The sequence below is a fragment of the Paraburkholderia tropica genome (assembly GCF_014171495.1).
Taxonomy (GTDB): Bacteria; Pseudomonadota; Gammaproteobacteria; order Burkholderiales; family Burkholderiaceae; genus Paraburkholderia; species Paraburkholderia tropica.
The window spans coordinates 709678-725621 of sequence record NZ_CP049134.1 but is presented as its reverse complement, the minus strand read 5'-3'; the positions used below and the strand labels follow the sequence as shown (position 1 = coordinate 725621).

Here is a 15944-nt window from a genome sequence, read left to right as displayed (position 1 = left end):
GCCCAACAAAAAAGGCGAAACACACAGGTGTTTCGCCTTTTTCTTTTAGCTCGCCGCCCGCACAGAACTCGTGCCGACTGACTGAAGCTGAGGCGCGACCGCAGGCTGATACTCCGGCACCCATCGCCGCAAATCGCGCCGCACTTCGTCGTCGGAAGGCACGCGATGCTGCATGAGCCACGGCAGCAGTTCATCGAGCAGGTTGTTCGGCACCTCGCGCGCACGCGCGATACGCAGCTTCGGATGCGGCGTGCGCGTCGTGGCTTCGTCGTCGGCGAGCAGTTCTTCGTAGAGCTTCTCGCCGGGCCGCAGTCCCGTGAACACCACGCGAATCTGCTCCTCCGAGTAGCCATACAGACGAATCAGATCGCGCGCGAGATCGACGATCTTGACGGGCTTGCCCATGTCGAGAATGAAGATTTCGCCGCCGTGCCCCATGCTCGATGCCTGCAGCACGAGCTGCGACGCTTCCGGAATCGTCATGAAAAAGCGCGTGATCTCGGGGTGCGTGACCGTCACCGGGCCGCCCTTCGCGATCTGCTGCTGGAACTTCGGAATCACGCTGCCCGCGCTGCCCAGCACGTTGCCGAAACGCACGGTTTCGAACTGCGTGCGCTCGCTGATCTGCTGCAAGGCCTGACACGACATTTCCGCGAGCCGCTTGCTCGCGCCCATCACGTTGGTGGGATTGACGGCCTTGTCGGTCGAAATGAGCACGAAGTGGCGGACCTGATGCTTGATCGCCGCACGCGCCACGCGATAGGTGCCGAGCACGTTATTGCGGATCGCCTGCCACGAGTTCAGTTCCTCCATCAGCGGCACGTGCTTGTACGCCGCCGCATGGAAGACGATGTGCGGCGTATAACGCGCCATCACCTGGTCGAGCAGCAAGGAATCCTTGGCATCGCCGACGATCGGCACCACAGAGAGCTCGGGGAAGCGTTCGCGGATCTCCTCGGTCAGCTTGTACATCGCGAATTCGGAGAGATCGAGCGCGACGAGTTGCGCCGGCGCGAAGCGCAAAATCTGGCGGCAGAGTTCGGAACCGATCGAGCCGCCCGCGCCCGTCACCATCACCACGCGGCCGCTCAGGAGCGCTTCCACGTGCGGCGTGTCGATCTTGACCGCGTCGCGCCCGAGCAGATCCTCGAGGTCGATGTTGCGGACCTGCGAGAGGAAGCCGCGCCCAGGCGTGAGTTCGGTCAGCGACGGCAGCATCAGCGCCTTCACGCCTGTGCGCACGCATTGCGTTGCCGCACGCCGCTGCACTTCCGCCGACGCCGAGGGAATCGCGATGATTGCGAACTCGCAGCGCAGTTCTTCGGCCCAGCGCGAGATGTCGCTGATCGGGCCGAGCACCTTGTAGCCGTAGATTTCGCGGCCCTGCTTGGCCGGATCGTCGTCGAGCAGACCGACGAGACGCCACTCCGCCGAACGCGACAGTTCGCGCGCGAGGCTCGCGCCCGCGCCGCCTGCGCCCACCACGATCACCGGCTTGCCCTGGGCGACGAGACCACCGTACAGGTAGAACTCCTTGGTTGCGCGATAGAGCGCGCGCGCGCCGCCCATGACGAAGAACAGCAACAGCGGCGAGACAATCAGCACCGAGCGCGGGATGATCGGCATCGGCTGCAACAGGACCGAGACGATCATGACGATCAGCCCGGCCGAGATGATGGCCTTCGAGATGCGCAACAGGTCGGGCAGGCTCGCGAACACCCACATGCCGCGGTAGAGCCCGAAGATGCGAAACATGATCGCGTAGATCGGCAGCACCCAGACGAGGGTGTTCACCGCGCCGTGCCAGAACTCGGACGGCACGGACGCATTGAAGCGTAGAAGATAGGCCGTCAGCCAGGCGGCGGCCACGGCGCCGATATCGAACAGAAAGGCGCTGAACGAGAGCCAGGTGGCTTTATTGCGGAGCATCAGCGTCGACCTCAGATTGACTGGTTAGGGACTGGAAACTACGCCAGCGCACGTCGATTGCCGCACCCATCAGAACAAGAACGACAGCCCAGCCTGCAACGATCCCCCACTGCTGGGCCGGGGAGCGCCCCAAAGCCCATAAAGCAATTACTATGCCCACGCATATTACCAGATACCATGACAGCGCCGTGACAGCGTGGCCGGTACCGAGTCGAACCATCCGTTGATAATAGTGTTCGCGATGCGCCTGCCAAAATTTTTCGCCGCGCAGCAGGCGGCGAATCAGCGTGACCGACGCGTCGCCGATAAACGGCGCGAAAACCAGCGCCGGGAACCAGATCGGCCACGCGCCGCCGCGCCAACCCCAGTAGCCTAGCGCACCGGCCAGAAAGCCGGTCGGAATCGAGCCGGCGTCGCCGAGAAAGATTTTGGCAGGGTGAAAGTTGAAGAGCAAAAAGCCCGCCGCCGCGCCCGCGACGGCCACGCACGCCCAGCTCAACGGGAGCATCGGCTGTGGTCCGGCGAACGCCGCCAGCGCGTAGCCGCCGAAACCGAACAGCGCCATGCCGCCGGCGAGGCCGTCCGCGCCGTCCATGAAATTGTAGAGATTGACCAGCCACAGCAGCAAAAACGCCAGTATGGCCGCGCACCACCAGGGAATCGGGGCCGGATAGCCGACGATCAGCGCCAGCACGGCGACGAAGTGCGCCGCAAAGCGCACGCGCGCGGGCAGGCCGCGCCGGTCGTCGATCTGCGAGACGGCGGCGAGGAACGCCGCGCCGAGCGCGATCAGCCAGAGCGACGGCGCAACCAGCAGGATCGCCACGACCGCGACCGGAATCACGCCCCAGCCGCCTACGCGCGGCGTCGGGCGCACGTGGAGCGAGCGCTCATTGGGGATGTCGGTCGCGAGCCGCCAGGCGAGGCCGGTCTTGAGCAGGAACGCGAGGACGGCGGCGCACGCGACGGCGCACACCAGCGCGATCGACACGAGCGTCAAGATCGACGAAGAAAACAACAGCGAATTCGGTGCGTGCAGCATGTAGATATACGGTCTCCGCGTGATCAGTGCGTCGCACGAAACCAGCGTGCGGTGGCCTCGAGCCCGGCATCCAGGCTCACCGGCGGATACCAGCCGAGCTGCGCGCGGATGCGCGAGGCGTCGACCTGAAGGCTCGTCGTCAACCGCTCGATCTGGGCGGCACGGCCCGCGAGCGCACCGGCCGCGCGCAGCAGACGCGGCGGTACCGGCAGCAGGCGCGCGGGCTTGCCGAGGTGGCGGCCGAGCGTGCGCAGCAACTGCGCGACCGACGGATCGTCGCCATCGGTGACATGCAAGCAGGTGTTGGCGGCGCGCGGGTCGGTGGCGCAATGCATCAGCGCATCGGCCAGATTATCGGAGTAGACGAGACTGCGGCGCGCATCGACGAGTCCGAGCGGCAACGGAATGCCGCGCGACACCGCATTCATCATCTGCAAGAAATTGGCGCCGACGCCGGGACCATAGACGAGCGGCGGCCGCACCACCACGATCTCCATGCCCGTTTCTTCGCTCAAGCGCCACAGCGCCTCTTCCGCCGCGCGCTTCGAGCGTCCGTAAGGATCGAGCGGCTGAGGCGGCGTCGATTCGGCGAGGGGCACGCCGCCGTCGGTTTCCGCGATGGCCTTGATGCTGCTGACGTACACCATGCGCCGCGCGCCCTGCTCCCGCGCGGCACGCGCCACCCGCAGCGTGCCTTCGACATTAGTCGCCATGAACGCCGCGAGCGGGTCCGGCGCTTCATCGTGCATGACGTGGACGCGCGCCGCCAGATGCACGACGCAATCGGGCGCATAGCCTTGCGGCCAGGCTTGCTCGAGTCCAGCGAAATCCGCCGTGGCGTGACGCCATTCGCGCACGCCATCCGCGCGATCGGTACCGCCTTGCCGCACCAGCGCGGTCACCTCGTGACCCGCGTGTGCGAGCGTGCAGCACAGCGCGCGCCCGACGAAACCGTTGGCTCCTGTCACCAGTACGCTGCTCAAAGCCACTTCCATCCGAACCGGTTGTAGAACTTGAACGCCGACGCCGCGAACATGCGGATGTGCGCCATGCCCTTGCGCGACGCGCCGCCGCCGTGGTGCAGCACGCGCACGGCGGGCGCGTAGACCACGCGCGCGACTTCGTGCGTGCGCAGGCTCAGGTCGTAGTCCTCGAAATAGAGGAAGTAGCGCGCGTCGAAACCCGCGAGCTTTTTCAGCACGTCGGTGCGGAACAGCATGAAGCAGCCGCTGACGATGGGCGGATCCCAGAGCGTGTCGCGCTCGTTGATCTGCGCGCGCATTTCGTAGCGCGCGAGACGCGACTCGAACGGCCGGCGCGCCGCGCGCGGCAGGAAACCACGCACGAACAGATCGACGAGCGTGGGGAACTGGCGGCAGAGGTATTGAAGCTGGCCCGAGTCGTCGACGATTGCGGGCGTCAGCAGGCCGGCGTCCGGATGGGCGTCCATGAACTCCAGCGCTTTCAGCAGCGCGCTGGGCTCGATGTCGACGTCGGGATTCAGGATCAGGTGGTAGCGGCTCGATGCCTGCGCAATCGCGAGATTGTGGCCGCAGCCGTAGCCGACGTTGCCGTGGCCGCGCAACACCGTATGACTGATGCCCGCGCGCGACAGTTCGTCGACGCTGGCGCCGACATCGGGCAGCCCGTCGTTGTCGACAATAAGCAGGTGCACTTCCCTGCCCGAGAGCGTCTCAGAAGAAGCGGCTCGGGCAAGACTTGCCAATGTGCGAGCCAGCAATGCCGGATCAGGATGGTAGACCACGACTGACACCGACAAATGCGGATGCTTGTTACTTGATACCGGACTCATTCTCTCTTGACGACGGGACAACGCCACGCGCAAATGTGACTAAATAGGTGCCAGAAAAAACGTAGTGTCGCGAAAACTTCGACTTTCGGCAATTGCACTTTCGAAGTGTTACGGGGGTTACGCTCCTCCGCGCCCGATATCTCCGGGGCGCGCGGTTGCCCCTGACGTGGGCGAATAGTACAGTAGCGGCGCCCGCGCACAGCCCACATACCCGGAATAGCCGTGTCAAAACCCAACACCTGACTGTTGCCCTGCCGCCGGCGTTATTACTTGCTGTTACTTCAAGGCACCATCTGGCGTCACCGCCAGGTTTCGCCGAGGCGAGGCGAGCTCGACCACTCCGAAACGCATCTGGCCGCCACTCAATCGCCCCCTATTTTCTTTGCAATCCGGCTTGACGGCGCTCCTGACCACGACGCCCGAGGCTCCCAGCAACACCGAACTTGTCCGCAGCGATGCGGCGATCGCAGCGCGCCGCGCAGCCTGCATCGCCGAATGAAGCGAGCATCGGCATGCCTGGCGGACGCCGGCTCCTACACCGCATACGGCTGCCTGGAGTGAGCCACCGTACGTGAATTGAACCGCAACAAATGTAACCGGTTGGCGATATCCGGTAAAATTTCGTGTTTGGCAACTTTCCCGGACTTCCCGGGCGAAGCGCCATTTCTACCTTCCACGCCCCATCAATAAGGTGCCCGCAGGCCTACCGTATGAACAGCAGACCACTCGTTGTTGACCTGGACGGCACGCTGATACGCTCCGATATCCTGATCGAATCGGGCTTCGCTTATTTGACGTCAGCGCCGCATCGCTTTTACAGGCCGTTGCTGTGGCTGACGCGTGGCGGCAAGCCCGCACTGAAGGCAGGACTCGCGGAAACGACGAACGTTGACGTTTCCGTGCTGCCGTATGATCCCGCCGTGCTCAGCTGGCTCGAAGAGGAGCGCAAGACTGGCCGAACCCTCGTGCTCGCAACGGCGAGTCACGAACGCTACGCACACGCGATCGCCAATCACCTCGGCCTGTTCGACCAGACCTTCGCAACGGACAGCAACACGAATCTCTCTGCCGAGCGCAAGCGCGACAAACTCGTGGCTGAATTCGGCGAGAAGAATTTCGACTATGCGGGCAACTCGCATGACGACGTGGCCGTCTGGCAATCCGCAGCGCGCGCGTACGTGGTCAACCCGTCGGCTGGCGTCGAACGCGCGGCGCGTAAAGTGGGTAACGTCGAGCGCGTGATCGAATCGCGGCCGCCCTCCCTGAAAACGTGGTCGAAATCGCTGCGTCTACATCAGTGGCTGAAGAACCTTCTGATCTTCGTGCCGCTGCTTGCCGCCCACGAACTCTCGAATACGGGACTCGTCCTTGCTTCGCTGCTCGCGTTTTTCGCCTTCGGACTGTGTGCATCGAGCGTCTATCTGCTGAACGACCTGCTCGACCTCGAAGACGACCGGCACCATCCGACCAAGCGAAAGCGCCCTCTCGCGTCCGGCGCGTTGCCGCTAACTTGGGGAATCGGACTCTTTCCAGTCTTGCTGGTGAGCGCCTTCGTACTCACTGTGCTGTTCCTGCCCTGGCGGTTCGCTGCGGTGCTCGTGGGATATTACGCGCTCACGCTCGCCTATTCGATGTACCTCAAGCGGCAGGTCATGGTCGATGTCGTCGTGCTGGCGATCCTCTACACCATTCGCATCATTGCCGGCACGGCAGCTATCGGCGCGCAGCCCACTTTCTGGCTGCTGGCGTTTTCGATGTTCATTTTCCTGAGCCTCGCGCTCGTCAAGCGATACGCGGAACTGCACTCGATGAAGGCGCGCGGTCTCGTGAAAACGCGCGGGCGCGGCTACGTGGCGAGCGACCTGTCGCTCATCTCTTCGCTCGGAACGGCATCGGGATATCTGTCCGTACTCGTGCTGGCGCTCTACATTCAGGACGCCAACACGGCCAAGCTGTACCGGAACGCCCAGTTCATCTGGTTGGCCTGCCCGCTGCTGCTCTACTGGATCAGCAGAACGTGGATCATCGCCCACCGCGGCCTGATGCACGACGATCCGATCGTGTTTGCCGCGCGTGATCGGGTCAGCCTTGCCGTCGTTGCGCTTTGCGGCATCGTGTTCTGGGCTGCGATCTGATCTATGAGCACGGTTCTGTCCTGGGGACGATATCCCGTCCACCCACAAGAGGCGCACCCGATTGCGTGGCGCGACAGCGCCATGACCGCCTGGCAGGCACTCGCGCAGGAGCACGGCAACGCACTCGTCTTCGGCAACGGTCGCAGCTACGGAGACAGTTGCCTCGCCGCATCGGACCACGTGCTGCAGACGCTGCCTCTCGATCGCGTAATCGCCGCAGACTGGACGACGGGCGTACTGCGCGCCGAGCCGGGCGTCACGCTCGAGCAGATTCTCGCCGTCGCCATCCCGCGTGGCTGGATGCTCCCGGTCACGCCCGGTACGAAGTACGCCACGCTCGGCGGCTCGATTGCGAACGACGTGCACGGCAAGAACCATCATGTGCGCGGGACGTTTGGCCGCCACGTGCGCCGCTTCGGCCTCGCGCGCAGCGACGGCAATGTGCTCGAGTGCTCAGCGGAGCTTCACGCGGACCTCTACGCCGCAACGATCGGGGGCCTCGGGCTCACCGGACTCATTCTGTGGGCGGAAATCCAACTGATGCCGATCCGCTCGAGTCTCATCGACGTCAGAAATATCCGCTTCGATAATCTCGACGAGTTTTTCGAGCTTTCCACCCGCCTCGATCCGCTACACGAATACAGCGTCGCATGGGTCGATTGCCAGAGCCGCGGACAGGCGCTGGGGCGCGGCATCTTCATGGTCGGCGATCATGCGCAGGACGGTCCGCTGGAAGTCGACTGCCGAAAAAAGCGGACCGTCCCGGTGACGTTGCCTATCCCGCTTTTCAATCCGCTCACCCTGCGGGCGTTCAACGGCCTCTACTATCACCGCCAACCCAGGGGCGAGACGCGCGCGAAGGTCAGTTACGACGCGTATTTTTATCCGCTCGACAGCCTGCTCGAATGGAACCGCATCTATGGGCGCAAAGGTTTTCAGCAGTACCAGTGCGTCATTCCTCCGGAGGCTGCACGCGATGCGACGCGTGCCATTCTCGATGCGATTGCAACCAGCGGCACCGGCTCCTTCCTCGCCGTGCTCAAGCGTTGCGGCGATATTCGCTCGCCGGGGCTGCTGTCGTTCCCACGCGAGGGTACTTCGCTCGCACTCGACTTTCCTCAGCGAGACGCGGCTAACGCGCAACTTTTCTCACGCCTCGATGCGATCGTCAGGGAAGCGAGCGGGCGCCTGTACCCCGCGAAGGACGCCCATATGTCGGGAGAGGACTTCCGGGCGGCTTATCCACAATGGGAACAACTGGAAACCTTGCGGGACCCCGCAATGCTTTCGCGATTCTGGGAACGAACTACTCGAACATGAAAAATATCCTCATCGTAGGCGCGACCTCGGCGATCGCTACGGCCTGTGCCCGTCGCTGGGCCACTGAAGGCGCAAACCTCTTTCTCGTTGCTCGCAACGGCGAACGCCTGCAACAAGTCGCGGACGACCTCGTTGCACGCGGCGCGAAGCGCGCGGCATGCTTTCAACTCGACATCAACGAGGTCGAGCGCCACGCCGCCATGCTGGAAAGTTGCCAGGCGGAACTGGGCAAGATCGATATCGTTCTCGTCGCACCGGGTACGCTGCCCGACCAGGCGCAGTGCCAGGACAGCGCCGAAGTGGCCATGCGCGAATTCAACACGAACGTCACGTCGATCATCGGCCTCCTCACGCCCATCGCGAACCTGATTGAAGCGCAGCGCAGCGGCACCATCGCGGTCATCTCCTCGGTGGCCGGCGATCGCGGTCGTCCGTCGAACTATCTCTACGGCAGCGCGAAGGCCGCCCTCTCGAACTTCTGCGAGGGCTTGAATGCGCGCCTCTTCAAGGCTGGCGCACACGTCGTGACCATCAAGCCGGGCTTCGTCGCCACGCCGATGACGCAGGGCCTGCCGCTCCCGGGTCCGCTCGTCGCCACGGCGGACAAGGTCGCGGGCGATATCACGCGTGCCATCGAAAAGAAGAAGGACGTGCTGTACACGCCGTGGTTCTGGTCGCTGATCATGTTGATCATCCGGAGCGTGCCCAAATTCCTGTTCAAACGCGCTTCGCTGTAACCGGCCACCGACGCCGAACAGGTGCGCGAGAACGTCAGCAACGCGGCACGTGATGTGCGATCCCGTCGACCATGACGTATCGACGCGACGAATGCGCAGCTTGCCCTTCCCCGATGGCCATTGCCGCAGTCACGACATCCGCGTGATGGCCATCGGCACGCGGCCTGGCGTGGAAGCCGGACATGGCAACCGGGTGTGGGTGCCTGTATCGGTACGCATTTCCCGAATTACCCGAGAAGGCCCGGCGTCGAGCGCCGCAGCCTGCGTTCGCTTCGCGGCAGGCCGCAGCAATGCACGCAGGGCCTGAAAACACGATCAGGACCGTCGAAGTCCGGTCAAAGAAGCACGAAAACGATGATTACCACTTCGAGCAAGCGCCTCCTGGCGACAGGCAACATAATTGGCATCGCCTCACTGGTGATCGCCGCGTTGCTCCTGATCCCATTCGCCCCCAGCATGCCGCTCGCAGGGCTCGACAATTCGTGGCGTTATGCGCTGAACGTCGCGGTCGAGCACAAGCTCGTATTTGGCCGCGATGTTATCTTCACGTTCGGCCCGCTTGCTTCGGTCTACTCGACGCTCTATAGCCCCGCAACCGACACGCTGATGATGGTCGGAAGCACCGTTTTCGCCTGCGGGTTCGGTCTGCTGATGGCGCTGGCGCTGTCGCCCGGCAGGCTCGCCTACGCCCTTCTCCTTCCCGCCATCGTCGCGATGGCGCTCGTGCGCGACAGCGTGTTCCTTGCCGCGCCGTTTCTCCTGCTGTACGTCATCGCGCGGACGCAACTCGTCGCCGAAGACCGCTTCTATCTGCGCCCGACGATACCCGTACAACTCGGGATCGGCTTCGCCACGATTGCCATCATCATCACGCCGATCGTCAAGGCCAGCTTCGCTGGCTCGGTCTGGGCGACCTGCGCGCTCGCCTTCGTCATGCTGGCCCGCCAGAATCGCGCGAAAGCCGCGATGTTCTTTCTACTCTGCGTCGCCGGTCTGATCGTGGCGTGGACGAGCACGGGCCAACCGCTCGAGGCACTGCCTGGCTACTTTATTGCGCAAGCACCGATCATCTCCGGCTACACGAATGCGATGTCGTTTCCGGGCCGCCTCTGGATTCCCGCCCTCGTCGCCGGGGTCTCGCTCATCATCGCGATCTACTTCCATGTAACGTTCGGGCGCGGACGAGGTCTGGTCGGCTGGTGCGCCACGCTCGGACTCGTCATGGTCTTGTTCGTGGGCTTCAAGGCGGGGATGGTGCGACAAGACGGGCACGTGTTCATCACGACCGGCTTCCTGCTCTTCATCGCCTTTGCTGCCGCCGCTCGAAGCGCACCGCTGCCGGCCTGCATGTTGTGGATCGTCGTCGTCGCGACGTGGAAGATCGTCGGGCACGCCGTATTCCCGATGGGATTCGGCTACGCCGGCGAACTTTTGAACGGCGCATGGACGCGCACAATCGCGGGCATCGAAACGCGCATCGAGTCGCCGTCCAGCCTGCCGGCCCAGTTCGCGAACGCAAACGAAGCCATTCGCACCCAGGAGCGCCTGCCCGCCGTAAGCGGTACCGTCGACCTCTATCCGACGGAGCTTTCTTCGGTCTTCGCAAACGGCCTCCACTGGAAGCCCCGGCCGATTTTTCAGAGCTATTCGGTCTACGATCCGCGCCTCGACGCCGCCAATGCCGAGCATCTCGAGCGCTCGGGCGCCCACACCGTCTTTTTCACCTTCGCGCCAATCGACAACCGCATGCCCACGCTTGACGATGCGTCCAGCGTAGTCGGCCTGCTGGCCCGATATTCGCCGGTCGCGTACGATGGGCAGTACGTGCGCTTCGAACGACACGCCGGGCCGCCTGCCGCAGCGATCGAGCCGACGCCGCTCATGACCCGCCATGCCCGTCTTGGCGAACGCGTTGAACTCAGCGCAAGCCAGCCGCTATGGGCCACGCTCGATATCAAACCGACGCTTGCCGGCAAGCTGTTGAGCGCGGCCTGGAGGCTCCCGGAACTCTCACTGGAGTTGACGCTCGACGACGGCAGCGTCGTGCGCCGGCGCTTCATCGCCGCAGTCGGCAGCGGCGGTTTTATTCTGTCGCCCTTCCTGAACCGCCCCGAGGATCTCATCGCGCTGGCGAGTGGCGTCCAGTCCGCGCGCAAGGTCGTGGCATTCAAGGTTGAAGCGTCACACCGGCATTTGTGGAGCGACAACTACAGCGTCCAGCTTCGTCGTATCGAAATTACTCCGCAACCCTCCGCGAGCAAGCTGATCCTGTCGTCACCGACGGACGCGCCGCCTGACACGGCACAGACCAGTTCGCCACCGCGCTGCACGTTCGACCTCGTCAACAACACGCCATACGTCGCGCAAACGCATGTCGCGACTCCGGGCAACGTCTTGTCGCTGCAAGGCTGGTCGGCGCCGGCTTCGGCAGCAGACGCGAAATCGATCCGTTCGTACTTCATCGTGCGTGATGCCAACGGCCCCCATTACTTCACGGCCGAGCCGAGAAATCGCCCCGACGTCGCACTCGCGCTTCACCGCCCGGAACTCGCCACATCGGGATTCAGTGTCATGCTCGATCTGAGCACGCTCGATCATCCGCGAACCGTCGAATGGATGGTGCAGGCCGATGGCAAAGCTTCACGCTGCCCTATCGAACTGAAACTGGATTAATGAGCAAGCATCAGCGCGTTGAATGCATTGCCAGATCGACGCGCCGGGCGCTGCCACAAGCTGTCGTATCGTGCAAAACCGCGAGGTATTCACGATCCTTTACAGCCCCGGAATCGCAGTAAGGAAGTACTGTTAAACTCGCATGCCATGTCTGATACGAAGATACATAATCAAGTGATCATGAAACGGAAGGCTCTAGTCGGTTTGGTGAGCGTGCTCACAATCTTCTGTGTCGCCATGTTTTTACGAAATGCCCCACATATCTGGGACATTCAGATGTGGGACGAAACGTTCTACATGGCAAGCGGGATATTCAACTGGAACCACGGATTCCTCAATTACGAGGGATCTCCGCTTTACTCATACATTTACCGGATCGCGTCGGCGATTGACCCCGATCCGATGACCCTGCACATCTGGATGGGCGTCGCGGTCGTTGCTGCTGGGATCATCGCTACCTCACTGGCGGTTTTCGTCATCAGCCGGAATGTCGCACTGTCGGCAATCACCACCGCGATTCTGATCTCTTCGGGCTACTCACAAGCGCTCCCGAAACTCGTCTACGCGGCCATCGCGCTCATGAGCATCGGTTTTGCAATTTCCACGCGCCTGCCCCGCTTTCATTCGAAAATGGCCTGCGTTGCGTTGACGGCTTTTATCGTCACCTTCATCCGGCCTGAATTCGTGATTGCCTTTTACGCCGCGACCGCCATCGCCATCGTGGCCCTGGCGTTCAGCTACCGGCAGTTCGTTACAGCGCGGCCGTGGCCCTGGGTTACCGTCGGGATCCTGGTGATCGTCGCTGTGTTGGTCAAGCTCTGGACGTTCCCTGTCCTGCGTGGCGGCGCGCGCGCGCTTCAGGCGTTTGGCCAGCATTTCAGCCTCTATCTTCGGGACACGGGCAAGATCAATATCGACCCGTTCTTCAACTACGAGAAGCTTCTGGCCCAGTATCTTCCGGGTGCCACGTCGGAGATGAATGCGCTCCGACTCTACCCCGCCCGCGTGCTGGGGTATTTCGTTTACAACATCGAGAGCGGCGTGAAAGCCGGGTTGGGCGCACTGGCAGGCATAGCCACCAACCACCCCGTCATTGCAATCGCGGTCGTCGCGTTGGCTGCATGGTGCCTCACGAAGCGGACCCGACGTCCTCTCGATCTCGCCAGCGTGGTCGCCTGGATCGTCATCGCGGTGCCCACTGCGATGTCGATTGTCCTCATCTTTGCTCGCGACCACTATCTCGTCGTGGCCGCCACGCTGATGATGCTCCTGATCGCGCTGGTGTTTCGCTGGCTTGGTGCTCGCGATACGGCAATCGGTGCGGCGATTCTGCTGGTGCTGACAGCGGCAGTCGTCAAGCCGCTTCCAGCCGGCGAACAACCTCACCTCGACACCGCCACGGCGCTCCGAATGCAAAAACCATTCGGGGCATTGCTTGAGATGGACGGCGGCTGGTGCTATTACGCGGCGAAGAACTGCCACTCGCTCTACGCGCTGGATGCCCAGGCACAGAACATGATCCAATATCTCGATCAGGCGCACATCAATGGCGTCATGGTCAGCGCCCCGCTACTCGAATGGTCCAAGGAAACCGGGCACACGGAATTCACTGAATTTCTGCAGAATGGCGCGCCTGGCTGGACAAAGATCCCCCTCTCGCGCTATTACACCCTGCTTCGCCGCACGTCGCTCGACATGACCGATTGGGGCAATGTTCAGACCAGCAGCATCATGAACTATGTCCACGTCGATCACCTCGGGCGTCAGACCGGTACTGTTTCGAAAATGACCGACGAAGTCCTTTTCGTCCATCCGGGCGTCGGCGATCCGACCGCCCTTTCGATCGATCTCGGGCGCCTGGCCGACGATGCCACCTGCTCTGGCGTCAACGTAGTCGCCACCCTCGACAAGGGCGTCTTGCCAGATGCAATTCAACGCGGAGGTGGCGTGATCGGTATTACCACGATCAATAGCCAGGGCCAGACGCAAAAGGGTGTCGTGAGCCGAGGACACGATGTGGACTTTTCGGTTGCTGTCGGATCCCCGCCCGTGAAGGTGCTCGTCGACGACCACGGAAACCCCGATAGCGACTGGCTCAACCTCAACATTGAGCCGACCGGCTGCGGCAAGTAAGCCGCGCACTAACCGCCCTGCGGCGAGTCTCAGCGTCGATTAAATCGATGCTACGAGCGACGCAGGGCGCACGCTTCTTGCACAACTAATTTTTTATTGGCAACAATCAGAACTATCGTGATAGCGCCGCTGTAGATGCAATCGCCTCGAGGCGGGTTAGCTAACCTGGACGTCAGCCTTCACTTCTCGCCTGAAAACCTGAGCGGGTAATTCACCCATCCAGGCTATCGCGAGACCAAGGACTTACGCCTTTTGCGGAAGCGACGTCGTGAACACATCAGTTCAGATAAAAGGAATAGCAAAATGATTGGCAGTTTATTCGAACTCGGAACCAAAGCTTTTCTTGAGCAATGCCTTGGCGACGAGCACGCGCAAAGAAAACCCCTTGTTTTCCTGCACGTTGCGAAAACCGCCGGCTCATCGTTTCGCGAAGAACTTGCCGATCGATTTCAGCCATCCGAGAACGTATTCGTCGATTTTTCAAAAATCGAACTGCCTGTGAGCGCCGAAAAGTACACGGCGGTCATGGAGAGCAATCTGGCGGATCTCGATAGCCATCGCATAGCGAAATGCAGAATGGTGTCGGGACACTTCTCTTATAACCAGCTCGCGCGGACAAAAAATATTGCGGATGGCCGACTCGTAACCTTCATCCGGAATCCGATCTCCCGCCTTACGTCTTTCTACGAGTATCACTCCTCGAGCGCGCATCCCGATAACGCCGCCTTCAAGCAGCAATATCCCAATTTCCGCCATTTTATCCAATGCCCGGAGAATATCAACGGAATTTCCCGGCAACTGACTCCTGGAATCCACGATAACGGGGAGGAAGCGGCCGAATGGATCAAGAAAAATTACTACTGGATTGGCTTCCAGGAGAATTACGTAGCGTCTGTAAAATTGCTGTTTGCGATGAGCGGCATGCGATTTTCACCCCAACACACAATTCGCGTTTCAGAAGCCGGCTATAATAATTTTGATGCCGACGATATTCATCTCGCGACTGAGCTGAATAAAACTGATCTTCAGATATTCAACAAACTCAATCAGGATTTCTCCCCGATTTGGGGTGAAATCTACCATTTTACGGATTTCGATCGTATTTTCCGATCGTTCCTCGGTCACGAAATCTGACCAGTTATCCCTATCGCCTTTGTTCAGCCGGGGAACTCTATCGAGTCCCCGCGCTCGCGACCTCAATGTTGTGACACAAGACAACTAGCGAAATCGGCTAAACCTGACAGCACACAGAATATCGATCACTCTGCTTCGGCAGAGACGAACACAAACTTCCTGTCGAGCATATATTTCGAAATATAGCCAATCGCCAATCCTATGACCGCACCGGTAAATCTCGCTTCTTTGGTGTGAAACATCTGATTGAAGCCGAATTCGAATGACCAGAAGATAGCCGTTGTGACGAGACCCATTGCGGCATAAGCAACAAAAGTTCGCACATCGTGAGCTGCATCTTTGGCTTTAAACGAAAAAATATACTTTTTATCGAGTATATATTTCGCGATCAGACCAACGATAGTTCCGACTGCTACCGACACTGCGATTGAAAATTGGCCAGAATAGATTCGAAGCGAAACATCCTGCGCGCCAATATTAATTGCGGTGGCAATGGCCGCCAGAATCGCGTAGGTTATTGCGAGTTTCGACACTCCGCTTTTTTTTCGATATTTTTGCTGCGATGATGTTGGCATCAGACGGGCTTCCGTACATTTAATCAGGTGCTCATATTGCAGATCGAAAAGTTCCGGAGACAGGTCGCCGGACTGACAAAAAACAACGTGCTCACCGCTGGTACGCAAAATTGACGTGCCGCTATATTAGCCGATCCTCGCCACCGCTTGTGTCTTCGTGAGACTAATGCTTACATTTGATCTTTTTGATCGATCGCATCGTACCTTTGCGCCCGGAATTGCCTGCAGCGGCGCCGCAGCGCCCCGTAGCACCCCGTAGCACCCGATCCATCCAGAGAGTCAAGGCAGGACGCTACGCACCCCAAACACTTTGTCGCCTCCAATCTGATCATGTACCATACTCGGCACGAGCTGCGGTGCAGAGCAGGTGCATAGTGTTCTGCACGCAAAGCCAGGCATCTCCATCTCACGGACGACCAGCTCCGTCCCTTTTACTCTGTCGATAGCACGACA

11 protein-coding genes are annotated in these 15944 nt (G+C 61.1%); 6 read left to right on the top strand and 5 right to left on the bottom strand.

Translation table 11 applies throughout. The annotated features are described in order from the left end of the window. Nucleotides 1–45 precede the first annotated feature (45 nt). The 4 genes from G5S35_RS03175 to G5S35_RS03160 are packed head-to-tail and all read right to left on the bottom strand — an operon-like array spanning nucleotide 46 to nucleotide 4784. Nucleotides 46–1929 carry a polysaccharide biosynthesis protein gene (locus G5S35_RS03175; protein ID WP_074984621.1) on the bottom strand — a complete coding sequence of 628 codons (1884 nt, stop codon included), beginning with the start codon at nucleotides 1927–1929 and terminating at the stop codon, nucleotides 46–48. Beyond that, nucleotides 1916–2971 (bottom strand): MraY family glycosyltransferase, encoded by a 1056-nt coding sequence (locus G5S35_RS03170; RefSeq protein ID WP_176082077.1) that lies wholly within the window; start codon nucleotides 2969–2971, stop codon nucleotides 1916–1918. The genes G5S35_RS03175 and G5S35_RS03170 overlap by 14 nt, the downstream gene beginning before the upstream one ends. A gap of 23 nt (nucleotides 2972–2994) precedes the next feature. Continuing rightward, complete coding sequence (locus G5S35_RS03165) at nucleotides 2995–3954, bottom strand: UDP-glucose 4-epimerase family protein (RefSeq protein WP_183038566.1); 960 nt, start codon at nucleotides 3952–3954, stop codon at nucleotides 2995–2997. After that, a complete protein-coding gene (locus G5S35_RS03160; RefSeq protein WP_183038565.1) occupies nucleotides 3951–4784 on the bottom strand; it encodes a glycosyltransferase family 2 protein in 834 nt (277 codons plus the stop codon). Before G5S35_RS03160 ends, G5S35_RS03165 begins: the two co-directional genes overlap by 4 nt. Before the next feature lie 710 nt (nucleotides 4785–5494). Here G5S35_RS03160 and G5S35_RS03155 point away from each other — a divergent pair. The 6 genes from G5S35_RS03155 (at nucleotide 5495) to G5S35_RS03130 (ending at nucleotide 14916) form a co-directional block, all read left to right on the top strand. Further along, the gene (locus G5S35_RS03155; RefSeq protein ID WP_074984618.1) at nucleotides 5495–6919 is read left to right on the top strand and encodes a UbiA family prenyltransferase; all 1425 of its coding nucleotides are present in this window, start codon (nucleotides 5495–5497) and stop codon (nucleotides 6917–6919) included. Nucleotides 6920–6922: 3 nt separating this feature from the next. Beyond that, a complete protein-coding gene (locus tag G5S35_RS03150; RefSeq protein ID WP_074984616.1) occupies nucleotides 6923–8239 on the top strand; it encodes an FAD-binding oxidoreductase in 1317 nt (438 codons plus the stop codon). After that, nucleotides 8236–8976, top strand: coding sequence for an SDR family oxidoreductase (locus G5S35_RS03145; protein ID WP_183038564.1), 741 nt, complete (start codon nucleotides 8236–8238; stop codon nucleotides 8974–8976). The genes G5S35_RS03150 and G5S35_RS03145 overlap by 4 nt, the downstream gene beginning before the upstream one ends. Nucleotides 8977–9330: 354 nt before the next feature. Next, entirely contained in the window at nucleotides 9331–11649 is a 2319-nt protein-coding gene (locus tag G5S35_RS03140) for a hypothetical protein (RefSeq protein ID WP_124262394.1), read from the top strand. A 147-nt stretch (nucleotides 11650–11796) separates the two neighbouring features. Further along, nucleotides 11797–13782: a hypothetical protein gene (locus G5S35_RS03135; protein WP_074984612.1), complete on the top strand. Its 1986-nt coding sequence runs from the start codon at nucleotides 11797–11799 to the stop codon at nucleotides 13780–13782. 303 nt (nucleotides 13783–14085) lie between these two features. Next, nucleotides 14086–14916, top strand: coding sequence for a sulfotransferase family 2 domain-containing protein (locus G5S35_RS03130; RefSeq protein WP_074984610.1), 831 nt, complete (start codon nucleotides 14086–14088; stop codon nucleotides 14914–14916). Between the two features lie 125 nt (nucleotides 14917–15041). On the opposite strand, the gene G5S35_RS03125 is transcribed toward G5S35_RS03130, so the two are convergent. Further along, entirely contained in the window at nucleotides 15042–15599 is a 558-nt protein-coding gene (locus tag G5S35_RS03125) for a GtrA family protein (RefSeq protein ID WP_237181332.1), read from the bottom strand. Nucleotides 15600–15944: the final 345 nt, after the last annotated feature.